Genomic DNA, 22,740 nt, shown 5'->3' on the forward strand with positions numbered 1-22,740 from the left:
AAGTTAAAATAGAAGATGATGTTTTTTATTGGACAATAAGAAATAATAATTAGTCATATGTTTATTAAACGGTGAAAGGAATCTAGTTTGTTGAAATTTAAAATTGGAATGCGAACATTTAAAACAGGGTTGAGTGTCTTTTTTTGTATTTTAGTTAGTATTTTATTAAAACGAGAAACGTATGTAGTTGCGGCAATCACAACAGTTTTTACATTGAGGGAAGATATGGAAAATACAGTGAGATATGGGAAGCATCGTATCATTGGAAACGTGATGGGAGCCTTGATGTCGGTTGTTGTGATTGCTGTTTTCAATTTGTTGGGTAGAACAGAATTGGTACAATTGATTTTTATTCCTGTGATTATAACCCTGATGATTGCATTATTGGCAGGGTTAGGTTACCACGAAGGAACAGTTGGTGCGTGTGCAACTTTGTTGACGATTGTCTTTATGATTCCTGCCAATCGTTCTTATGGTTATGCATTTGCCAGAGTTGTAGATAGCTTTATTGGAATGGGCATTGCTTTATTAGTAAATTATTTTATTCCGTTAAAAATTGGTAAAAAAAGAATCGTGCCCCCTGTAGAAAGTGAAGAAGTGTCTGAATAATAGACGCTTTTTTATTTTGTTAAAATACGTCGATCAGTGCTAGTATAAAAGTATGAGATGTAACTAAAAAAAATAAATTTTATTGCTAAAATTTGTTGCTATTTTTTGAAAAATTTGTATACTAGAAAAGGTAAAATTAAACTTCTAGTTTAGTATGAGCAAACTTTTATATGTTTTTTATAGATTGAAATGGGGTGGTCAGATGGAAATTGGTGAGAAGTTGCGGAATTTACGTGTACAAAAGAACTTAACACAAGAAGAATTAGGCGAGCGAACTGATTTAACAAAAGGGTATATTTCTCAGTTGGAGCGCGATTTGAGCTCCCCTTCAATGGAAACATTTTTTAATATTTTAGAAGTGTTGGGTATTACACCAGAACAATTTTTTAGTGAGGGAACATCAGAGCAAAAAATTGTTTATAAAGATGAAGATAGTACACTTTATTATGATGAAGAGAATGGCTATGAATTAAAATGGTTGATTCCTGAATCAAATGAAAAGGAAATGGAACCGATTGTTTTGACCTTTGATAAAAATGGTCAGTATAAGACTTTTGAGCCCTCACTATCTGAAACGTTCATCTTTGTGATCGATGGATCTGTCTCATTGATATTAGGTGAAATGACTTACTCTGCCAAAAAAGGAGAAGCAATGTATTACCAAGCGACAGAACGTCATCAGCTGATCAATCATTCAAAAGGAAAAAGTCGAGTGCTGATCGTAGCGACAGAGTCATATTTATAATGGTTGGTGTTCTGAGCTAGCTCTTTGGAAAAAAGATAAATTATAAATGAGTTAAAAAGTACGTTAGTTATATTTTCCTATTCTTCAAACAGAGCCGAATAAGCTCAGTACAATTTTAATAGAGGAGGTATCAGTGGGTGAAGAAAAATATTATTACGTTTGAGAACGTTGTGAAACAATATGAAGATGAAAAAGTACTAAAGAATGTTAGTTTTGAAATTGAGCAAGGAAAGTTTTATACATTGCTGGGTCCTTCAGGATGTGGAAAAACAACGATTTTGCGCATTTTAGCGGGATTTGCAGATGCGACAGAAGGGGATATTTACTTTGATGGACAGCGAATCAATGATATTCCGGCCAATAAACGTCAAGTGAATACTGTGTTTCAAGATTATGCGTTGTTTCCTCATATGAATGTGTTTGATAATGTAGCATTTGGGTTGAAAATCAAAAAAATTCAAAAGAAAGAAATTGAAAAAAAAGTCAAAGATGCTTTGCGGATGGTTCAGTTACCGGGCTATGAAACGCGAGAAATCAGTGAGATGTCTGGTGGTCAGCGTCAACGTGTAGCAATTGCTCGAGCAATCGTCAATGAACCAAAAGTATTGCTGTTAGACGAGCCTTTATCTGCATTGGATTTGAAGTTGCGAACAGATATGCAGTATGAATTACGTGAATTGCAGCAACGTTTAGGCATTACATTTATTTTTGTCACACATGATCAAGAAGAGGCTTTAGCGATGAGTGATGAAATTTTTGTTATGAACAAAGGACACATCGTGCAAAGTGGGACGCCTGTAGATATTTATGATGAACCAATCAATCATTTTGTGGCTGATTTTGTGGGTGAAAGTAACATTGTCAATGGCACGATGATCGAAGATAATTTAGTTGAATTTGTTGGAAAACGTTTTGAATGTGTGGATGGCGGGATGCGTCAGGCAGAACCTGTTGAAATCATGTTGCGTCCTGAAGATTTGACGATCACAACAGCGGATAAAGGGAAATTAGTTGTTACGGTGGATACACAATTATTCCGCGGCGTGCACTATGAAATCATCTGTCATGATGAGGATCACAATGAGTGGATGGTTCATTCAACTAGAAAAGCAACAGAAGGTGCTAAAGTTGGTCTATTTTTTGAACCAGAGGATATTCATGTTATGCGTTTCAATGAGTCAGAAGAGGACTTTGATGCTCGTTTAGAAAGCTACGAGGAATAGGAGGAATAATAATGAAAACAATGCGTCGGATTTATTCGATTCCTTATATGATGTGGCTGTTATTGTTTGTGATTGCGCCAGTTTTGATGATTGTTTATCAGTCATTTTTTGATATGAACGGACAGTTTACTTTAGACAACTACCAAACATACTTTACTTCTGGCACTTATTTGAGCATGACGTTGAATTCGGTTTGGTATGCGTTTTTGATCACGTTGTTTACGTTTTTGATCAGTTATCCGACAGCCTACTTTCTAACAAAGTTAAAGCATAAGCAATTATGGTTGATGTTGGTGATTTTACCGACATGGGTGAATCTCTTACTGAAAGCTTATGCCTTTATCGGAATTTTTAGTATACATGGCAATGTAAATCAGTTTTTAAGTTTTCTTGGAATCGGTCCACATCAAATTTTATTTACGGATTTTAGTTTTTTATTTGTCGCAACATATATTGAAATTCCTTTTATGATTTTGCCGATTTTTAACGCTTTAGAGGAACTAAATCCTTCTTTGATCAGTGCTAGTCGTGATCTTGGTGCTAATAGTGTTGAAACGTTTCAGCGTGTGATTTTTCCACTATCACTGAATGGCGTGAAAAGTGGTGTTCAAGCGGTCTTTATTCCATCACTATCATTATTCATGTTGACTCGTTTGATTGGTGGAAATCGAGTGATTACACTTGGAACTGCCATCGAAGAGCATTTTATGGTAACACAAAATTGGGGCATGGGTTCAACGATCGGTGTGATTTTGATCGTTGCGATGTTTATCGTGATGCTATTGACAGGTGAGAAGAAGAAAAAGGGGCGGGTGAAATGACAAAGAAAAAATTTAAATGGTCTTATGTATATCTGATCATCGTTTTTGCTTTATTGTATGCGCCGATTTTTTATCTGATTTTCTACTCGTTCAATGATACAGATACAATGAATAAATTTACGGGCTTCACTCTTGCAAATTATACAGCAGTCTTTGAAGATACGCGCCTATTGATCATCGTGTTGAATACGTTTTTGTTAGCTTTTTTGTCGGCTTTGCTAGCTACGATCATCGGAACATTTGGTGCAATGGGAATCTATTATACTAGACGTAGAAAAACTAGGACCACTTTAATGAGTTTTAACAATATTTTGCTTGTCTCTCCAGATGTTATTATCGGTGCTAGCTTTTTGATATTTTTTACAGCGGTCGGTTTTATTAGCTTAGGATTTACTAGTGTGTTATTGTCTCATATTGCCTTTAGTATTCCGATCGTTGTGTTGATGGTACTACCGAAATTGCAGGAAATGAATGACTCAATGGTAGATGCAGCTCGTGATCTTGGAGCTAATAATGTACAAGTGATCAAAAATATTATCTTGCCGTTTTTATCACCAGGCATTATCGCAGGCTATTTCATGGCATTCACATACTCGCTAGATGATTTTGCTGTCACCTTTTTCGTGACAGGTAATGGATTCTCAACACTTTCAGTTGAAATCTATTCCAGAGCTAGACAAGGAATCAGTTTAGAAATCAATGCTTTAAGTGCCCTAGTCTTTATTTTTTCTATGATTTTAGTCATCGGCTACTATTTTATCAGCCAAGATAATACGTCGAAACGGATGAAAAAATTGCGTCGTGAACAAAGTGAGGTGGCGAATCTTAAATGAAAAAACTACAATCTTTGCTTATTGGTATTTTAGCGATCATTCTGATTTTATTTTTCGGGGTTCATCAATTAGAAAAAGCTAGCGGAATGGCTGGTGCTGATACCTTGACGATTTACAATTGGGGTGATTATATCGATCCTGATTTATTACGTAAATTTGAAAAAGAATCAGGCTATAAGGTCAATTATGAAACCTTTGACTCAAATGAAGCGATGTTCACTAAAATTCAGCAAGGTGGAACGGCCTATGATATTACGATTCCGTCTGAATATATGATCCAAAAAATGATGAAAGAAAAAATGCTATTACCAATCGATCACTCTAAATTAAAAGGTCTGGAAAATATTGATGAACGATTTTTGAATCTTGATTTTGATCCGCAAAATAACTATTCGGTTCCTTATTTTTGGGGAACATTAGGGATCATTTACAATGATAAATTTGTTGAGGAAGGTCAAATTCAGCATTGGGATGATTTATGGAAACCCGAATTAAAAGATAATGTGATGTTGATCGATGGGGCTCGTGAAGTAATGGGCCTTTCACTGAATAGCTTAGGTTATTCTTTAAACAGTAAAAACAATCAAGAACTACGTGAAGCAACGGATAAGCTAAACAAGCTTACTACAAATGTCAAAGCAATCGTTGCTGACGAAATAAAAATGTATATGATCAACGAAGAGAGTGCGGTAGCTGTTACATTTTCTGGTGAAGCCTCTGAGATGCTGGATAACAATGAGCACCTACATTATGTGATTCCATCAGAAGGATCGAATCTATGGTTTGATAATATTGTGATTCCTAAGACTGCGAAAAATATCAAAGGCTCTTACGAATTTATCAATTTTATGTTACGACCTGAAAATGCTGCTCAAAATGCAGAGTATATAGGGTATTCGACACCAAATAAAGTAGCCAAAAAGTTATTACCTAAGGAAATTTCTAGTGACGAACAGTTTTATCCAAGTGATGAAGTGATTAAGCATTTAGAAGTTTATGAAGATTTAGGGGCGAAATATTTGGGGATTTATAATGATTTGTTTTTAGAGTTTAAGATGTATCGTAAGTGATTGGAGTACCTAGTAAAAACACCATAAGTCAACAAATATTCAGGAGAATAAGCTAGTGTTTTTACTGTTAGTTTTCCAAAATTCTATCAAAAGCGACGAAATTGTCGCTTTTTTTTGTTTAAATGAAGCGTTTATTTATATAGAACAATACACTTGAGTAGTGGGTGAAGGAATTGAATTTGAAAAACTGTATAGTGGAGAAGAGATAAAAGAGAATAGACTTTAATGTGTCTTTCAGTTTAATTCTCAAACTGCTAGAATCGGCTAATTAAGTACAACATTGTATTACCTTATTTTATATATCTTAAATTTGTCTATAGACTTTCTTTTTTATTCAAATTTTTGCTACAATATTAAATATATTCATGACAAGGAGGATTACTATGAGTAAAAATTATTTTAAGATGCAGATTGAGGATAATCTATGTCTTGTTTATCCTGAAATAAGAATGGCAAAAGAGTTATTCGAGTTAATCGATTCCGACAGAAAACATCTACGACAATTTTTGGATTTCGTAGATGGAACTATTGATTATACAAATCAAGAAGACTATTTCAAGATGAAATTGGAAGGTATTTCTAAGCAAACAGATGCTTTATTTTTTATAGCAGTAGACGATAAACTAATTGGATGCGCCGATTTTCATGGAATAAATTTAACTAACCGGCAAGCAGAGATTGGCTATTGGATTCATTCAAAATATAAAAATCAAGGAATTACCTCTAAAGTAGTCAAAAAATTATGTGAATATGCTTTTGAAAGTTTAGAACTAAATCGATTAACTATCGTAGCTGATATTGAAAATGTACCAAGTAATAAAGTAGCGTTAAAAAATGGCTTCACCCTTGTAGGAACCCAAAAAGAAGAAAGACTCATGTATGATAAACTTAGAGATATGAATCACTATTACTTGTTGAAAAGAGACTTTCTTAATAATCAATAGTTAGTAGCTTAAGGTATCATTGAAAAAGAGAAAATCAAGCTGGAAACCTCGCTATTAAAAAAACTGACAAAAGAAGTGAGGCAAGAAGGAATAACCTATGATATTGATTTTATTAAAGAGGTTTACTGAGCTTTTTTAAGAACTGAAAAATCGAAATGCTGGCTCTTTAAATCAAGAATACCCAATGTTTAATTTTAGTAAGTAGGATTTACTGTATAAATAAGAGTTTTCCTCTATAGTCACCATAAATTGTCAACTTTGTGCCCAAATAATGAATTTTTGAGGAAAGTTTATTACTTTTTGAGTTAAGTAGAAGATTTTAGCTGCTACGTATGGTAAAATAAGTTCAACTTATAGAAGGTTAAATGTGATTTTTAGAGATATGAGGCAGGTGGATATATGGAGAAAACTCAAAAGAAATCCAGAGTCAATAAGGGATTCATGGTACTCCTATGCTCAGGATGCTTTACTGATTGGAATTGATGAAAGTCAGTGTTTTAAAAATGATGACAAGGTTGCCTTAATGCTTAAGATCCAAAAGTAAAAGGGGATCAGCCTGAAAAATGAGTGAAAGATTCTAAAAATCCAGTATTAGAGTCTTTAATTACGTGTGAGAGGAATTAAAATGAATGAAGCGAAAACTTTTATCACTCCAGATGATTTGCGTGCTACTTGGTGTTAATTTTGTACCAGTAATTAGTTATGCAGACGAATTAACTCAGTCGGATTCAGAGGTTGTCGAAGAAACGCCAACAGAATCAACTGAAAATTCGTCGACTGAAGAGACGCCAACAACGACAGATTCATCCTCTTCTGAAGTAGAAACTGGTACAACAGAAACAACCGATACCAGTACAGGATCTTCAGAAGAACCACAACCTCCTGCAAATAGTCATGAGGAAGTGCCAGTAGCGCCACAGCCAAGTGCGCCAGTTGATGAAACAGCACCAGAACAGCCTGTTCAGCCAACGAGCGATCACGCACCTACTGAAGCGCAATTGGATCAAAATATCAAGGTTGTAAAAAATGAACCAACAGAAACATTTATTCGCCGAATTGGTGAAAAAGCGCGTGCTGTAGGTCAAAAAAATGATTTATATGCGTCTGTTATGATTGCCCAAGCGATTTTAGAGACCGGCTCGGGTAATAGTGATTTAAGCCAACAACCCTATCATAATCTATTTGGAATCAAGGGTGAGTATAAAGGCGAGAAGGTTGTCTTCTCTACACAAGAAGATGACGGTTCAGGCAATTGGTACACGATTGATGCTGCTTTTAAAAAATACCCTGGCTACAAAGAATCATTTGAGGATTACGCTAAGTTGATGAAAGAAGGTATTGATTCAAACAAAGCGATCTATTCAGGTACTTGGAAAGAAAATGCTGTTAGCTATCGCGAAGCGACAAAAGCTTTAACAGGCGTATATGCAACGGATACTAGCTATGACCAAAAACTGAATGCATTTATCGAAGAATATGATTTAACAGAATATGATAAGGAAAAACCTTCTACATCAACAAGTGGAATCATTGTTTCTGATAGCCACCCTGATAGTGATTTCAAAGACTATTCTGGAGAAACTTATTCTGGTTCAGAAGCGTATGCAGCAGGAAACTGTACGCAATATGTTTATAATCGTATCGTTCAACTAGATGGTTATGTTGAAACAACGATGGGTAATGGAATGGACTGGGGCACAACAGGTAAAGCCAATGGCTATGAAGTAACAAGTAAGCCAAAAGCAGGAACAGCTGTCAGCTTCCAACCAACCGTTGCTGGAGCGGATGGAACGTATGGACATGTAGCGTTTGTTGAACATGTTTATGATGATGGGTCTATTCTAATTTCAGAAATGAATGTTGCTGGTTTAGGTATGGTTTCATTTAGAGTAATCGATAAAGATACAGCGAATACTTTAGCATATGTAACTCCTAAATAAAAAAGATAAGTCAATGATACTGTTGAACCTAGCCGTTCAACAATGTCATTGACTTTTTTTATTTAAGGTCTATTTACTCTTTCTTAATGATTCTATAGAAAACCTAAATGATTTAGGCATAGTTTCTTCAAATCTTCCCGTTATTATTAACTCATACCCAATAACAAACCCAAACAAAACACTTTTTCATTTTTACTCCTCAAGTAAAAAGAACTCCTTGCCACCGCCTACCCAGCGGTGGTTATTTTTTTATGATAAGTAAGGACAATTGCTGGTAATATGCAAGTGTTTTACAAAATAATAAAAGGAGTGCTTGCCACGATTAAACAAACGAATTTAAATATTCATATGAATCGGCCATTTTCTCAGTGATTAATTGTTTTAATTGAGATAGTTGCTCTTGACTTAATTTTTTCTTTGAAATCAATAAAATAGATGTTGAATTCAATAGTAAAGCAAGATCATTGTCTGTTTCGATGCAATTTATAAATATTGGCCATTCATAAGTTGAAACTGATAGCGACGTGATTACTTCGATCTTTTCGTTGGTTATAATAAACTCTTTTTCAGTAAAAAAAGAACGATTTGAAGGATTTTTCAACATTCGTTTTATCCTAAAATCAATTCCTTTATAGTAGATCAGCAATAATTCAATACCTACAATGAAAAAAAGAAGTGCGCTATAAAAATCAATTGGACAATAATGAATGATTTCTGCAAAGCTAACGGATAACAGAGAGAATGAATCTTTTTGGAAGAAATTCCAAATTTTGTAGATAGAGTAGAAGAACATAAAGAAACTTATGATGGAGATGCTTAAAAGAAGCTGCCGTCTACGTTTATTTTTTTCTTTCATATAAATTCTATTAAACTCTAACCAATTTTCTTGAGTCAAAGTCTGTTTGAATCTTAACACCATTTTATCGCCTCCTGCTTCAAATTATAGCTTTTACTCGCTTAGAAATAAAGAAATAGAAATAATTTGTTTTCATGTAAATAGTGCAAAATGAAGCAAATATACATAAAAAACGTTGACTCTTTGAAATAAAAGGTTAACCAATTTTATTTTTTGCACTAAATGCGTAAAAAATATGACTGAGGCGTAACTTTTAAAGTTACGCCTCAGTCACTTAACATTTGAATAAACGGTAGAAACAGAAGCAATCCCTTCTGTCCCAAACTAAGTTTTTACTATTTTTTCCACTCAGCAACTTCTTTTGAGTGGCTATCGATCCAATCTCTTGCTGCTTGTGTAGGATCTGTTCCATTATTGATTTCTAACATAACAGATTCCATATCTTCTTTCGTCCAATGGAAGTTTTTCAAGATATTATAAGCTTCAGGATTTTCTTTTTCTAATCCCTTTTTAGCCATCGTGTGAATGGATTCTTCACTACCCATTGTGCCTTTTGGATCTTCTAAATATTTAAGATCGTATTTCGCGAACATCCAATGAGGAGACCAACCAGTGATTACGATCTCTTCTTTGTTTTTGATGGCTTGTCCAAGAGCGACAGTCATAGCACCAGAAGAAGAGGTTTCGACTGACCAGTCAGATAAATTGCTATATGCTTTTTGTGTTTTCTCAGCAGCAGCTACGACACCGGCACCTGGTTCGATTCCAGTGATTTTTTTACCTGCTTGATCTTTCAACTCTTCAATTGAATTGACATCCATATATTGTGGAACGACGATGCCAAGTTTGGCACCTTTTAAGTTTTCACCTAAATCATCCACTTTGTCTTTGTATTGTTTGTATTGCTCGCCGTGAGTACCAGGAAGCCATGCAGCAACCATTGCATCGGTTTCACCTTTTGAAATCGATTCCCACATAATGGCATTATCCAACGGTGTTAGTGAGACATTGTAACCAGCATCTTTTAATACTTCTCCGACGACATGTGTTGAAGCAACTTCTGTATCCCACTCTACATATGAAAGAGAGATGTTTTTTTCTTCATTTTTAGCAGAAGAGAAAAGTGTTGAGCCGCCAATCAATGCGATGATTGCTACAACGGCAATCACAGTTCCACCGATCTTTTGTTTTTTAGATAATTTTGATTTACTTGGAGTAGTTTTTTTCTTATTTAAATTTTGCGTAAAACGATCGATGATAATGGCTAGGATAACTAACGCAACCCCATTAACAAAGCCATTTCCCACTTGAGCACGTTGTAAGGCAGAAAGAACGCCGCGACCAAGACCAGGAGCTCCGATCATTGATGCGATAACTACCATAGAAAGTGCAAGCATAGTTGTTTGATTGACGCCTGCCATGATCGTATTTTTAGCTAAAGGTAATTCAAGTTTGAATAATTTTTGCCATCCAGTACTACCAAATGAATCGGAAGCTTCAACGAGTTCTTTCGGTACTTGTCGAATCCCAAGATTGGTAAAACGAACAGTCGGAGGTAAAGCAAAGATCACTGAGGCAAACACCCCTGGAACCATCCCGATTCCGAAAAATGCAACAGCAGGAATCAAATAAACGAACCCAGGCATCGTCTGCATGAAATCTAAGATAGGCGTAATAATACTTTGTGCTTTATTACTTTTTGCCATTAAAATCCCAAGTGGCACACCGATCACGATGGAAACCACACTAGAAAGTAAAACTAAAGTCACGGTACTCATCAGATCTGTCCAAAGATTTTGATTATAAATGAAAAGTAACCCAATCAATGTAAACAGACTTAAACCAATTTTCTTATTTGAAATAAAGAATGCAATGGCTGTTAAAATAATAATAAATAGTACAGGCGGAATCGCAACTAACAGAGAAGTAATTCCATCCATTAAACTTTGACCCGTTGTTTGGAAGAAACTGAACACACCTGAAAAGGTATTTGTCATCCATTCTGTGATTGTTTCTACCCAATCTGCTACTGGTAATTGATAATTATTCATTAATGCTCACCTCTGTTTCTGCTAGTGCTTCAAGAACGCTGCCTCGAATAACGACACCAAGCAATTTATTGTTGTCCGTTACGGCAACCGGTGTAGGTGAATCATAGATGATCGGGAAAATATCGTTGACGAGCATATCTTTATCGATAGAAGTAATATCTGTATCCACATAATCAGTTAACGGTTTACCAGCTTTACGTGCTTCAAGAGCTCGCTCAGCTCGAACGACACCTTTTAGCTGACGTTTTTTATCAACAGCTAAAAGCATACTAACTTCTTCTTGGCGCATCCGCGTCAAAGCAACTGTTGGACCATCGATTTCGATATTCGTTGTTAGTGCTGGAACCATGATGTTTTGCGCTGTTAAGACTTTAGAACGGTCCACATCTTCAACGAAGGTACGTACATAATCGTTGGCTGGATTGGTTAGAATTTCTTCACCAGTCCCGATTTGCATGATTTGTCCATCTTTCATCAAAGCGATGCGATCACCAATACGTAAAGCTTCATTTAAATCATGGGTGATAAAGATGATCGTCTTTTTCACATTTTCTTGTAAATCAACTAATTCATCTTGCATTTCCCGACGAATCAATGGATCAAGAGCTGAGAAGGCTTCGTCCATCAATAGAATTTCTGGATCATTAGCTAAAGCTCTAGCTAAGCCCACACGTTGTTGCATCCCACCAGACAACTGATTAGGAAACTGATCTTTAAAAGCCAACAGACTTGAGTTTTCTAACGCTTGTTCGGCTTTTGTTGTTCGTTCTTCTTTAGGAACACCACGAACCTCTAAACCATACTCCGTATTTTCTAAAATTGTACGGTGTGGGAAGAGACCAAAATTTTGAAAGACCATGCTCATCTTATTCCGACGAACTTCTCTAAGGCCTTCTTTATCCAATTTTGAGATGTCTTGATTATCGATAAAAATATTTCCAGAAGTGGGTTCGATCAAACGATTCAAAAGACGAATCAAAGTAGATTTACCACTACCAGAAAGTCCCATGATTACGAAAATTTCTCCTTCTTCAACCTCGAAATTGACATCATAAACGCCGACTGTAGCACCAGTCTTTTTCAAGATTTCGGTTTTATCTTTGTTTTCCTTGATCATATCCAGTGCTTGCTTTGATCTTTTACCGAATATTTTTGTTAAATGCGAAACTTTTACTTTGGGCAAAACAAAATTCCTCCTTATTTTAAAAGCTGAGCAGGCTCGTCCAACTCCGACTGAAAAATAGAAAAATCAGAGGGTGGCGTTTTTTTGCCACAATCGGATTTTATCTTTTTTCCGAGGAGTTAGCCTGCGAAGCTAGATAACACTAAAAGCAAAACGAGCTCGTTCAGTCTCGACAGGAAAATAGGAAAATCAGAGGGTGGCGTTTTTTGCCACAATCGGATTTTATCTTTTTTCCGAGGAGTTAGCCTGCGAAGCTAGATAACACTAAAAGCAAAACGAGCTCGTTCAGTCTCGACAAGAAAATAGGAAAATCAGAGGGTGGTGTTTTCTGCCACAATCGGATTTTATCTTTTTCTATTAGAGTTAGCATACAAAACTAAACAGCAACAAATGCTATTTTTATCAGCTACAGAGCTAAAACTTATTCACATGTAAAGAAAATCATTTTCTTTTCTGTAAAAAAGTGACCATTCTAGGTTAACATCGTGTAGTCACTTTGTCAAATATACAACTTATATAGGAAGATGAATAAAATTGATTAGATTAGTAAAAGAAGGATTAAATAAAGCGCAGAGCATGCGTAAAACCGTTACAAACATTCTCTAATAAGAAGAACGGTAACGGTTTTTATGAAGAGGTTAATTGGTGGTAGTTGTTGCTATTTTTGAGACAGGAATCCAGACCTCTTCTTGAGCATTTAAATCATAAGGATGATAATTTTCATCTAAAACTTCAAATTGTTCTCTAGATAAATCTATTTGGTAACCTGATTGAGGTAAGGTTTCACTAATAACCTTGAAAAATATGGGTGGAAAATTCTGCGCAGGTCCTGTAAATGTAAATACAGCGTAATGACCGCCAGTTAAGATAGTCGAAACTAATGGTTTTTCTATGGTGTAAAAATCAGTTACTTCTACAGCAGCCCATTTTTGATAGGTACTTTTTGAATCCTGAAAAGAAAAGTGGGCATCCGTTATTTTTATTGATAAGCTGTTTTGATTTAATTGGTTTTGGATTGTCGCTCTTTTACTCATAAAATCTTGCCAAAGCTGGCTAGTTACTTCAGAATCTTTTTCTAAAGATGTAGTGATTGATAGACCAATTATTTTTTTGGGTGGTAGTGTTGTAAAAGTTATATCCATATTGAATTTCCTCCTAAAAGATTAGATTATGTGTAGTGAAATGTGAATTTCTCCAATGAATTTCGTGCTATTACTTTTTTGTGTGAAGCGTTCAAGTTCTGGCAAACCAGAGGGTAAAAAATCAAGTGAAGAGTGAGTAGTGAGTAATTGTTCCTATACATAACGAACTTGACTCAATTCATCTACTTCAAAAGAAAAAATCGCCCAGTTTGCACTGGGAATGATAAACTCTTTAAAGTTACTGTTTTTTGGTAATTGATACTGTTCAGATGCTTTCGAGGCCACGAAAAAGTTAAAAGTAGTTGAATAAACAGTGCGACATCCGTGATAGATTTCTAAGGGAGTAGTGACTGCATTTGAAAATTCTGATTTCAACTTTTGAATCATAACTTGAGAAACTTTAGGTATCTGATCAAGTGTGACGCTCATTTTTTGTCCGATAAGCTTAAATGAACCTTTAGACACAATCTGATAATGCAGTGTTCTATTTTGAGTAACTGACATATTGAATCTGATTTTAGGATACAAAATTAACTGACATTTTTCTTTACGAGCTTTTGAAGGCGTTACTCCATGCATTGATTTAAAAGCTCTCGTAAAAGAAGTAGATGATTCATATTGATAGTCTAAAGCAAGAGAAAGGATCGTTTTGGAACTACTTTGCAGCTCTGTACCTGCCTCGGATATTCTACGTTTACGGATATATTGTTTGAGTGAGATTCCAAAAATCAATGAGAATAGTCGTTGAAAATCATTAGCAGAACAATGCATAAATGCAGCTAGCTCTTGTAATTCGATTGTTTTTTTCAGATTATTTTCAATATAGTTCAGTACTTTTTCCATTGAATTTGAAAAGTTCATCTTTATTCCTCCACATAAAAAATAATAGCAAAAGGTTGAATGGAAATAGCGACAATTCTTGTGCAGGAATTGTCATTATTCACGTTTAAGATAGAAAAAAACGGACAATTTTGCCCGTTTATATAGAACTAAAAGATTTTTAACAAATTTATGAGTTCGGATAGAAAAAATTCTGAACTCGTTGCAAGGTTGATTCGTGACCAACAAAATAAATCGTATCGCCAGCAGTCAGTTTTGCATACGGACCAGGGGAGACAAGCAATTCATCACCATGTCTGATTGCAATCAAGGTAGCAGAAGTACTTTGCCATAAATTTAGTTCACTGATGGTCATTTCAAGGTGTGAGGCATCAGTTGTTAAGGTAAAGGTTACTGGATTTAACGGATTGAACGAATCAAAGCGTTTAGTCTGATCGACAAGCTTATCTAGAATTTCAGAGAAATGACTTAATTCTTCTTTTTGTTTTTTTACACTATCAATCAGATCATCTTTTAAATCATGAATAGATTGGACATCCTGGTATTGATCGACGAAGAGTTTGGCTTTCTCCATCGAATGAACATAAAAACCGCTGCCGTGTTTTGCTTGAACGATCTCTAAATCAACCAACACGCTGATTGCCTTACGAGCTGTTTCGGGAGAAACGCTGTATTTGTTTGCAAGAGTAGAACGTGCATGAATTTTATCGCCAACTTGAAATGTCTGGTCAACGATTTTTGCTGCTACATCCACTGCAATCTGCTGATACTTTGGTTTCGTCACATTCATACGTTTTGAAGTCATGTTTGACCGCCTTTCGTCAGTTAGTTATCTTCTAATTCTTCAAGTTCTAAACTAAGATTTTCCCAATCAGATAGTAATTGTTCTTGTTGCATTCTTTGTGATTCAAGTTCTTCATTTAATGACATAAGTTTCACATGATCATCAACAAGAGAAGGATCGCTCATAGATTTTTCCAACCGTGCAATGGTTGTATCTAAGTTCGCTAAGTTTTCTTCGATTTGAGTAATTTTCCGACTTAAATTACGCAGGATTTTTTGTTGTTCTTTATTTTGATAGAAATTATTTTTGGGTTTGGCGTGTTCTGTTTGTTGCTGAGTGGTATCTTCAGCCAACAATGCGGCTAATTCTTCCTCTTCTTTTTTCTTTTCTAAGTAATAATCGTAATCACCTAAGTATAATTTACTACCGTTTTCAGAAAGTTCAATGACTTTGGTCGCGATTCGATTGATAAAGTAACGATCATGGGAAACAAATAATAATGTTCCTTCATAATCGATCAGAGCATTTTCTAAGACCTCTTTATTATCAATATCTAAATGGTTAGTTGGCTCATCCAGAATCAAGAAATTTTCCTTATCCATAGACAATTTTGCTAAAGCAACGCGTGCTTTTTCACCACCGCTTAAAAGCGGAATTGTTTTTTCTACATCATTTCCGCTAAATAAGAAGCTGCCTAGAATATTGCGAATATCCTTTTCTGGCGTCGTCGGATGTTCATCCCAAAGCTCGGCTAAGACGGTTTTTGTTCCATGAAGGTTCGCTTGTTCTTGGTCATAATACCCGATCTGAACATTGGTTCCAAGCGTTGCTGTCCCTTTTATGAAGGGGATATTTCCAATAATCGATTTTAGCAACGTAGATTTCCCGATTCCATTTGGTCCAACAAGAGCGATGGCTTCTTGTCTACGGATATCTAAGGAAACTTGCTCAGATAAAATCCGCTCATCATATCCAATCGCAGCATCTTCCACTTGTAAAACAACATTTCCAGAAGTTTTTTCGATAGCGAATAGGAAATTAGCTGATTTCTCGTCTCCTTGAGGTCGATCTAAACGTTCTATCTTTTCGAGTGTTTTTCTACGGCTTTGGGCGCGCTTAGTGGTTGACGCTCTAACTAAATTGCGGGCAACAAAGTCTTCAAGTTTATTGATTTCAGTTTGTTGTTTTTCATATGCTTTCCATTCGCTGGTTAACTGCTCAGCTTTTAACTCTAAATATTTTGAGTAGTTTCCCTTGTAATATCGCATTTTATGACGACTGATTTCATAGACTTCTGTAACGACTTTATCCAGAAAATATCGATCATGTGAGACAATTAAAAGGGCGCCTGAATAACTTGGTAAGTAATTTTCTAACCAAGAAAGTGTGTCGATATCCAAATGGTTGGTTGGTTCATCGAGAATCAAGATATCCGGCTTTTGTAGTAACATGCGAGCTAGAGCTAAACGTGTTTTTTGCCCACCAGACAAAGTACTGATTTGTTTTGAGTAAAAGTCTTCCTTAAATCCGAAGCCATGTAAGACAGAACGAATTTCATTTTCATAGCCATAACCATTTTTTTCTGAGAAATCATGTTGCAACCGATCATATTCTTTCATGACCGATTCATAATTTACCGCATTAGGCAACAGTTCACTAATGATCAGTTCTAGTTCACGCATTCGTTTTTCCATTGTGATAACATCGACAAATGCTTCAAGCATTTCATCCCAAACGGTTTTATCAGAATCAAGGCCAGTATCTTGGGCTAAGTAACCAAGACTAGCTGTTTTATTTTTTGCAATCGTGCCAGCATCGGGTGCATCGATCCCAGCGATTATTTTTAAAAGAGTAGATTTACCAGCGCCATTACGACCGACTAATGCGATCCGACTGTTTGTGCTGATCTCCATTTGTATGTTTTCAAACAAAGTGTCTGCGCCAAAATATCGGGCGATTTGGTTTGCTTGGAGTAAAATCATGGGGCATCCTCATTTCTATTTCAATGGCTTTAGTGTAGCATAAAATGAGTCAAAATAGCACACTTACTATATAGTGAGTTGATAAAAATCGCAAGAAGCTTTAAGAAAAACTGAAAAAAAGGAGTTTCTTGAGCTGTAAGATTGCTTTTTGTCTGGAACAACTGCTATTATGATTAAGTGGATATTTGTCTATATTTAAAGTATTGGAGGTACGATTGTGAAAGACCAAATTATTCCAAAAGCAACGGCGAGACGCCTTCCCCTATATTATCGTTATTTGAGAATCCTGCATGATGCAGGCAAAAATAAAGTTTCATCTACTGAACTAAGTGAAGCAGTACAAGTAGATAGCGCAACGATTCGACGAGATTTTTCTTATTTCGGTGAATTAGGTAAGCGCGGATATGGCTATGATGTGGAGAACTTGATGAACTTCTTCGCAAAGACATTGAATGATGATGAACTAACCAATGTAGCCTTGATTGGTGTAGGTAACTTAGGAAGTGCCTTACTGAAATATAAATTTCATCAAAGTAACAGTATTCGTGTTAGCTGTGCATTTGATGTCAATGATGATATTGTTGGCAGAATCGTTGATGGAATTCCAGTGTATCCAATGACGGATATGATGGAACAGATTCGAGTACAGCAAATCGAAGTAGCGATTCTAACCTTACCGGCAAGAAAAGCGCAAGAAGTTGTCAGTCAGTTAGCTGATGCTGGTGTTAAGGGAATTTTAAACTTTACGGCAGCGCGTTTAGTTGCCCCAGCAGATGTTTTAATTCAAAACGTAGATTTGACGAACGAATTACAAACATTGATTTATTTCCTTCATCACGACAGTGAGTTAGCGGAAGCAGAAATCGAAGACGAAAAAGAATAATAAAAAAACCTTGTGATTGCAGATTTTAAGAAATCTGCGATCTCAAGGTTTTTATTGTAGATTATTTATTTAGGCAGTTCAATATTTGCATAATGTAGTACAAGTTGAGCGATCACGACCATGGTATTCATTCCACAGTGGGCAATAATAGAGGTCCAGATTCGTCCAGTCATCTTATACAGTAAAGCAAAGAAAAAACCCATGAAAAAATAAACAAAGAAATGACCATCTTGGTGTATAACTGAAAATAAAGAGGAACTAATGATAGCTGAAATCCAAAAGCCCGTATAAGTTTCAGTTAAACCGATCAAAGAACGGCGAAATACAAATTCTTCCATAATCGGCCCGCCAATCGTCGTTGCTAAGATAAATAAGGGATTGGCCAAAATAACAGCAATAATATTTTGGGTATTTTGTGAGCTAGGTTCAACTCCTGTAATGGCCGTTTCAATACTAAAAACAATGGCTTGAATAATCATCGCGATAAAAATACCACTGATGCCAAGTAATAGGGTAAAAACTGGAGATGTCAATTTGGCCTCTTTTTCAACGATTGTAGTAGCAGAACGTTTATTTTTGAGATAAAGCCAGATCATCAATCCAGCGCCAAGAATATAAGTGGCAGTTGTTCCGGCAATGATAATATCTGGTGGAAAAGGTTTGAATAGAAATGGAGAAAAAAATACAAGTACATATAAAAGAATCGTGATTAAACTGATTTTTTTAATAGAAAAATTGCTAGGCATGGAAACAAAAGACTCCTTTCAAGAATGACAGAATAAAAAAAGTATACCATAGCTTTGAGTTGATCTGCCTAAATAATTTATTTTTTGTGATTGTTGCGATAGCCTAGTAAGAGAAAAATGAATAGGAAGAAAAAAGCAGCCTCCCATAAAGTGGTTGTCCAGTCTAAGCGTCTATTCATACCAAAAAAGAAGTTGCCGACATTGGCAATAAGCAAGTACACTCCGGTTGCTATCAAAGCTCCCGTAATTCGTTGTTTCATTTTAATCGCCTCTCTTTCTGATTTTATTTTACCATGAAATGGATGAGAACGAGAGAATCTAGTGATATCCGTAAAAAAATTTTTTATAAAATCGAAGGGAGAAATTATTAAAAAAAAATAGTCAAAAGACTTGCATTATGAAGGTGAAATGAGTATTATAAATAGTGTGAGTTAGCACTCTGTAACTAAGAGTGCTAAAAATGATAAATATTTTTTATGGAGGGATTTATTGTGTTAAAACCATTAAGCGATCGCGTCATTATTGAAGTCGCGAAAGAAGAAGAAAAAACAGTAGGCGGCATCGTGTTAGCATCAGCAGCTCAAGAAAAACCGCAAACAGGAAAAGTCATCGCAGTCGGTGAAGGCCGAGTTTTAGATAACGGTACAAAAGTTCCTGCCGATGTAAAAGAAGGCGATACAGTAATGTTTGAAAAATACTCAGGTACTGAAGTCAAATATGAAGGCAACGATTACTTGATTGTCTCTGGAAAAGACATCATTGCAATCGTTGAGTAATTGTTAAGAAAAACAACTTTAATATAGAAAAAATAAAAATTTTGAGGTGAAGGAATTATGGCAAAAGAAATTAAATTTGCAGAAGATGCACGTGCAGCAATGCTTCGTGGAGTAGATATTTTAGCGGATACAGTAAAAGTAACATTAGGCCCTAAAGGCCGTAACGTTGTTTTAGAAAAATCTTTTGGTTCACCATTGATCACAAATGATGGTGTAACAATTGCTAAAGAGATCGAATTAGAAGATCACTTTGAAAATATGGGTGCTAAATTAGTTTCGGAAGTTGCTTCTAAAACAAATGATATCGCAGGTGACGGAACAACAACTGCGACAGTCTTAACACAAGCAATCGTTCGTGAAGGCTTAAAAAACGTTACTGCAGGCGCTAATCCATTAGGTATCCGTCGTGGAATCGAATTAGCTACAAAAGCTGCAGTTGAAGAATTACACAATATTTCAACAGTTGTTGATTCAAAAGAAGCGATTGCACAAGTTGCGGCTGTTTCTTCTGGTTCAGACCGTGTGGGACAATTGATTGCTGACGCTATGGAAAAAGTTGGTAATGACGGTGTCATCACGATCGAAGAATCAAAAGGGATCGAAACAGAACTTGATGTAGTTGAAGGAATGCAATTTGATCGTGGCTACCTATCACAATACATGGTGACAGATAATGATAAGATGGAAGCGGCGCTAGAAAATCCATATATCTTGATCACTGATAAAAAAATCTCTAACATCCAAGATATTTTACCTTTGTTAGAACAAATTTTACAACAAAGTCGTCCACTATTGATTATTGCTGATGATGTGGATGGAGAAGCATTACCAACATTAGTATTAAACAAAATCCGTGGAACATTCAACGTTGTTGCTGTTAAAGCACCTGGCTTTGGTGATCGTCGTAAAGCAATGCTTGAAGATATCGCTATTTTAACTGGTGGTACTGTGATCACTGACGATTTAGGTCTTGAATTAAAAGACACAACAATCGAAAACCTTGGGAATGCAAGCAAAGTTGTTGTAGATAAAGATAATACAACGATTGTTGAAGGCGCAGGAGAAAAAGCAGCAATCGATGCTCGTGTTCAATTGATCAAAAACCAAATTGCAGAAACAACCTCTGATTTTGACCGTGAAAAACTACAGGAACGTCTAGCAAAATTAGCTGGCGGAGTTGCCGTTGTTAAAGTTGGAGCTGCAACTGAAACAGAATTAAAAGAATTAAAATTACGTATTGAAGATGCTTTAAATGCCACTCGTGCTGCGGTTGAAGAAGGTATGGTTTCAGGTGGTGGTACGGCGCTCGTAAATGTTATCGGTAAAGTCACTGCTTTAGAAGCAGAAGGCGATGTAGCAACAGGAGTGAAAATTGTTGTTCGTGCACTAGAAGAACCAATCCGTCAAATTGCTGAAAATGCTGGATATGAAGGTTCAGTGATCGTCGATAAATTAAAAAATATCGATTTAGGTATTGGCTTTAATGCTGCTAATGGCGAGTGGGTAAACATGGTCGAAGCAGGAATCGTTGACCCTACGAAAGTAACTCGTTCAGCGTTACAAAATGCTGCATCCGTTGCTGCCTTACTATTAACGACTGAAGCAGTTGTTGCTGATAAACCAGAACCAGCAGGAGCTGCAATGCCTCCGATGGATCCATCAATGGGCATGGGCGGTATGATGTAAGAAAAGATTGAGAACCTTGAAATTTCAAGGTTCTTTTTTTGTGGAAAGATCAGCTGCTATGGAGAGCATTGATATTGAGCAATTGAGATATGTCTTGTATTTTAGATTATTGTTTTGTTTAAGATTCATAATAGTAGTTAAAGACACATGTGAAAAGGAAATCGCTCAATGAGTCAGGTCCTAATCACATGTGTCTAAATAATGCTCTTATTTCTTTTCTAATTTTGAATGTAACGTTTATAGTATAACTTTTCCTCAGAGTAGTTGATCGAACCTAGCTATGATTTCAAAAAAATTTTCTCCTTTAAGATAAGAAACCAGATGAGCAAATAGAATCATCAATTCCTCAAAGAAAATTTTATAGTCATCATCACAATAGTCATTTTCTGAACCATGGGCTAGATTATTTCTTATTTTAGCCAATTTATTCATCTTATTTAGTATCAATGATTCTAAGCTACATTCATTTCCAAGTTTTTTACTAAAATCCTCTACTTTACCGAAGTTTCCGTCTGAACAGAATTCTAACTGAATATATAGTCTTATAATATCTCTTAATTTGTCATTAATTAAGTCCCTTTGATCATTGCAAAGGCCGTTATAAATTCTAATATACCATTGTAAATTATTTTCAAAAGAATAATTTGAAAAATCTAGCTCTATTTCATTCAAAAAAAACTGTATTACATCGACGTTATTTGCGTCGTGATAGCTATAATAAAGCTCTTTTATAAATATTTTAAGTTTCTCTTTTAAATGAAAAATAATTGTTTCTATCAAAGATTCAAAAGAAACAAATCCAAGCAAGAATGCGGTTCTGAAATTGTTAGAGTTATAGCTTTTATAAGCTTGAACAAGATAAAATTCCCACATTTCATTACCTAAATAGATTGTTACATCGACTTCTAAGCATAAATCTCCGATCACTCCATAAGAACAATTGTAGTTATCATAATCGAACATCATCACATAGCTTTCATTTGAGCCATGTACTGGAGAAACCTCAAAATTGCTGACTACGTCATTTGTAGTGAAAGAATCATGTAAACCTTCATCAGTGATCAATAAAATATTTTGAAAACTTGAAGTAATGACTTTATTATAGTCTATTGAGGGATTTTTTAATGGTTTATTTTCTAGCTCTTCATACTCATATGAATAGGTATAACCTTGTTTTAGTTCATTTGATTTTATTATATCGGATTTACCCCAAAACTTTAATTTTTCCTTGTATTGATCTGTAAATACGTTCTCTGAAGGCGCATAATAATATTTTTTTACCGTTGTGGAAACGAGTAATTCTTCGATGATATCATTAACAAAATTTTTATTCTCCAAATTGTTTTCGAAAAGTAAAATTCTGTTCACTAGCTTATTTAGCGCTAGCTGTTTAATTTCTTCCTCTTCTAAATTCTTGGTGTTAATTTTCAATTCTTTATTTAAATAAACACTTCTTATATTTTTATATTCGTCTTTACTGATTTCATTTCCTTTTAGAAAATCCCAAAAACAATCATAATCTTTGCTATTGTTTTTTCAAAGTCATAATAAAAGGTGTCGTATAAAATATCACAGATTCTATCAACTGACAAATCGTTGTAAACAAGTCTATCAGAGAATAATGAC

The 22,740-nt window shown here is 35.4% G+C and carries 21 protein-coding genes; 11 read left to right on the top strand and 10 right to left on the bottom strand.

Annotated features, from left to right (window positions below; translation table 11 throughout):
- Window positions 1–90: 90 nt before the first annotated feature.
- The 8 genes from V192_RS0100425 to V192_RS18870 all read left to right on the top strand — a co-directional run bounded on the left by V192_RS0100425 (window position 91) and on the right by V192_RS18870 (window position 8,185).
- Window positions 91–609, top strand: a complete 519-nt coding sequence (locus tag V192_RS0100425) for an FUSC family protein (protein WP_025868445.1) — start codon at window positions 91–93, stop codon at window positions 607–609.
- Window positions 610–811: 202 nt separating this feature from the next.
- A complete protein-coding gene (locus V192_RS0100430) occupies window positions 812–1,354 on the top strand; it encodes a helix-turn-helix domain-containing protein (protein WP_025868446.1) in 543 nt (180 codons plus the stop codon).
- A gap of 137 nt (window positions 1,355–1,491) precedes the next feature.
- Window positions 1,492–2,577 (top strand): ABC transporter ATP-binding protein, encoded by a 1,086-nt coding sequence (locus tag V192_RS0100435; RefSeq protein WP_025868447.1) that lies wholly within the window; start codon window positions 1,492–1,494, stop codon window positions 2,575–2,577.
- 11 nt (window positions 2,578–2,588) lie between these two features.
- Window positions 2,589–3,398, top strand: a complete 810-nt coding sequence (locus V192_RS0100440; RefSeq protein WP_025868448.1) for an ABC transporter permease — start codon at window positions 2,589–2,591, stop codon at window positions 3,396–3,398.
- On the top strand, window positions 3,395–4,231 hold the full coding sequence (locus V192_RS0100445) for an ABC transporter permease (protein ID WP_025868449.1): 837 nt from the start codon (window positions 3,395–3,397) through the stop codon (window positions 4,229–4,231). Before V192_RS0100440 ends, V192_RS0100445 begins: the two co-directional genes overlap by 4 nt.
- The gene (locus V192_RS0100450; RefSeq protein WP_025868450.1) at window positions 4,228–5,301 is read left to right on the top strand and encodes an ABC transporter substrate-binding protein; all 1,074 of its coding nucleotides are present in this window, start codon (window positions 4,228–4,230) and stop codon (window positions 5,299–5,301) included. The genes V192_RS0100445 and V192_RS0100450 overlap by 4 nt, the downstream gene beginning before the upstream one ends.
- A gap of 383 nt (window positions 5,302–5,684) precedes the next feature.
- Entirely contained in the window at window positions 5,685–6,245 is a 561-nt protein-coding gene (locus V192_RS0100460) for a GNAT family N-acetyltransferase (protein WP_025868451.1), read from the top strand.
- Between the two features lie 629 nt (window positions 6,246–6,874).
- Window positions 6,875–8,185 carry a glucosaminidase domain-containing protein gene (locus V192_RS18870; RefSeq protein ID WP_025868452.1) on the top strand — a complete coding sequence of 437 codons (1,311 nt, stop codon included), beginning with the start codon at window positions 6,875–6,877 and terminating at the stop codon, window positions 8,183–8,185.
- 322 nt (window positions 8,186–8,507) lie between these two features.
- Here V192_RS18870 and V192_RS0100475 read toward each other — a convergent pair whose 3' ends face one another.
- From V192_RS0100475 to V192_RS0100510, 7 genes are all read right to left on the bottom strand, one after another.
- On the bottom strand, window positions 8,508–9,104 hold the full coding sequence (locus V192_RS0100475; protein ID WP_025868453.1) for a YcxB family protein: 597 nt from the start codon (window positions 9,102–9,104) through the stop codon (window positions 8,508–8,510).
- Window positions 9,105–9,376: 272 nt separating this feature from the next.
- Complete coding sequence (locus tag V192_RS0100480; protein WP_025868454.1) at window positions 9,377–11,092, bottom strand: ABC transporter permease/substrate binding protein; 1,716 nt, start codon at window positions 11,090–11,092, stop codon at window positions 9,377–9,379.
- Window positions 11,085–12,275, bottom strand: coding sequence for a quaternary amine ABC transporter ATP-binding protein (locus V192_RS0100485; protein WP_025868455.1), 1,191 nt, complete (start codon window positions 12,273–12,275; stop codon window positions 11,085–11,087). The genes V192_RS0100480 and V192_RS0100485 overlap by 8 nt, the downstream gene beginning before the upstream one ends.
- 638 nt (window positions 12,276–12,913) lie before the next feature.
- Window positions 12,914–13,417 carry a GyrI-like domain-containing protein gene (locus tag V192_RS0100495; RefSeq protein ID WP_025868456.1) on the bottom strand — a complete coding sequence of 168 codons (504 nt, stop codon included), beginning with the start codon at window positions 13,415–13,417 and terminating at the stop codon, window positions 12,914–12,916.
- Window positions 13,418–13,570: 153 nt separating this feature from the next.
- The gene (locus tag V192_RS20775) at window positions 13,571–14,278 is read right to left on the bottom strand and encodes a helix-turn-helix domain-containing protein (RefSeq protein WP_025868457.1); all 708 of its coding nucleotides are present in this window, start codon (window positions 14,276–14,278) and stop codon (window positions 13,571–13,573) included.
- A 148-nt stretch (window positions 14,279–14,426) separates the two neighbouring features.
- The gene (locus V192_RS0100505) at window positions 14,427–15,062 is read right to left on the bottom strand and encodes a GntR family transcriptional regulator (protein WP_025868458.1); all 636 of its coding nucleotides are present in this window, start codon (window positions 15,060–15,062) and stop codon (window positions 14,427–14,429) included.
- 20 nt (window positions 15,063–15,082) lie between these two features.
- Window positions 15,083–17,023 (bottom strand): ABC-F family ATP-binding cassette domain-containing protein, encoded by a 1,941-nt coding sequence (locus V192_RS0100510; protein WP_025868459.1) that lies wholly within the window; start codon window positions 17,021–17,023, stop codon window positions 15,083–15,085.
- A 217-nt stretch (window positions 17,024–17,240) separates the two neighbouring features.
- Here V192_RS0100510 and V192_RS0100515 point away from each other — a divergent pair, with 217 nt between their 5' ends.
- Entirely contained in the window at window positions 17,241–17,906 is a 666-nt protein-coding gene (locus V192_RS0100515; protein WP_025868460.1) for a redox-sensing transcriptional repressor Rex, read from the top strand.
- Window positions 17,907–17,971: 65 nt separating this feature from the next.
- On the opposite strand, the gene V192_RS0100520 is transcribed toward V192_RS0100515, so the two are convergent.
- Complete coding sequence (locus V192_RS0100520) at window positions 17,972–18,652, bottom strand: CPBP family intramembrane glutamic endopeptidase (protein ID WP_025868461.1); 681 nt, start codon at window positions 18,650–18,652, stop codon at window positions 17,972–17,974.
- A gap of 77 nt (window positions 18,653–18,729) precedes the next feature.
- Window positions 18,730–18,912: a hypothetical protein gene (locus V192_RS0100525; RefSeq protein WP_025868462.1), complete on the bottom strand. Its 183-nt coding sequence runs from the start codon at window positions 18,910–18,912 to the stop codon at window positions 18,730–18,732.
- 231 nt (window positions 18,913–19,143) lie between these two features.
- On the opposite strand from V192_RS0100525, the gene groES reads away from it, so the two are divergent.
- Both groES and groL read left to right on the top strand, forming a co-directional pair.
- Entirely contained in the window at window positions 19,144–19,428 is a 285-nt protein-coding gene (gene groES / locus V192_RS0100530; protein ID WP_025868463.1) for a co-chaperone GroES, read from the top strand.
- A gap of 57 nt (window positions 19,429–19,485) precedes the next feature.
- Entirely contained in the window at window positions 19,486–21,114 is a 1,629-nt protein-coding gene (groL, locus tag V192_RS0100535) for a chaperonin GroEL (RefSeq protein WP_025868464.1), read from the top strand.
- Window positions 21,115–21,369: 255 nt separating this feature from the next.
- On the opposite strand, the gene V192_RS0100540 is transcribed toward groL, so the two are convergent.
- On the bottom strand, window positions 21,370–22,545 hold the full coding sequence (locus tag V192_RS0100540) for a hypothetical protein (RefSeq protein WP_025868465.1): 1,176 nt from the start codon (window positions 22,543–22,545) through the stop codon (window positions 21,370–21,372).
- Window positions 22,546–22,740: the final 195 nt, after the last annotated feature.

It is taken from the genome of Enterococcus crotali (genome assembly GCF_000633635.1).
In the GTDB taxonomy this organism is placed as follows: domain Bacteria; phylum Bacillota; class Bacilli; order Lactobacillales; family Enterococcaceae; genus Enterococcus_L; species Enterococcus_L crotali.

What these genes read in the sequence shown, in the direction of transcription:
- V192_RS0100430 (WP_025868446.1), top strand. Translation starts at nt 812, where the DNA reads ATGGAAATTGGTGAGAAGTTGCGGAATTTACGTGTACAAAAGAACTTA.
- V192_RS0100440 (WP_025868448.1), top strand. Translation starts at nt 2,589, where the DNA reads ATGAAAACAATGCGTCGGATTTATTCGATTCCTTATATGATGTGGCTG.
- V192_RS0100445 (WP_025868449.1), top strand. Translation starts at nt 3,395, where the DNA reads ATGACAAAGAAAAAATTTAAATGGTCTTATGTATATCTGATCATCGTT.
- V192_RS0100450 (WP_025868450.1), top strand. Translation starts at nt 4,228, where the DNA reads ATGAAAAAACTACAATCTTTGCTTATTGGTATTTTAGCGATCATTCTG.
- V192_RS0100460 (WP_025868451.1), top strand. Translation starts at nt 5,685, where the DNA reads ATGAGTAAAAATTATTTTAAGATGCAGATTGAGGATAATCTATGTCTT.
- V192_RS18870 (WP_025868452.1), top strand. Translation starts at nt 6,875, where the DNA reads ATGAAGCGAAAACTTTTATCACTCCAGATGATTTGCGTGCTACTTGGT.
- V192_RS0100475 (WP_025868453.1), bottom strand. Translation starts at nt 9,104, where the DNA reads ATGGTGTTAAGATTCAAACAGACTTTGACTCAAGAAAATTGGTTAGAG.
- V192_RS0100480 (WP_025868454.1), bottom strand. Translation starts at nt 11,092, where the DNA reads ATGAATAATTATCAATTACCAGTAGCAGATTGGGTAGAAACAATCACA.
- V192_RS0100495 (WP_025868456.1), bottom strand. Translation starts at nt 13,417, where the DNA reads ATGGATATAACTTTTACAACACTACCACCCAAAAAAATAATTGGTCTA.
- V192_RS20775 (WP_025868457.1), bottom strand. Translation starts at nt 14,278, where the DNA reads ATGAACTTTTCAAATTCAATGGAAAAAGTACTGAACTATATTGAAAAT.
- V192_RS0100505 (WP_025868458.1), bottom strand. Translation starts at nt 15,062, where the DNA reads ATGACTTCAAAACGTATGAATGTGACGAAACCAAAGTATCAGCAGATT.
- V192_RS0100510 (WP_025868459.1), bottom strand. Translation starts at nt 17,023, where the DNA reads ATGATTTTACTCCAAGCAAACCAAATCGCCCGATATTTTGGCGCAGAC.
- V192_RS0100520 (WP_025868461.1), bottom strand. Translation starts at nt 18,652, where the DNA reads ATGCCTAGCAATTTTTCTATTAAAAAAATCAGTTTAATCACGATTCTT.
- V192_RS0100525 (WP_025868462.1), bottom strand. Translation starts at nt 18,912, where the DNA reads ATGAAACAACGAATTACGGGAGCTTTGATAGCAACCGGAGTGTACTTG.
- groL (WP_025868464.1), top strand. Translation starts at nt 19,486, where the DNA reads ATGGCAAAAGAAATTAAATTTGCAGAAGATGCACGTGCAGCAATGCTT.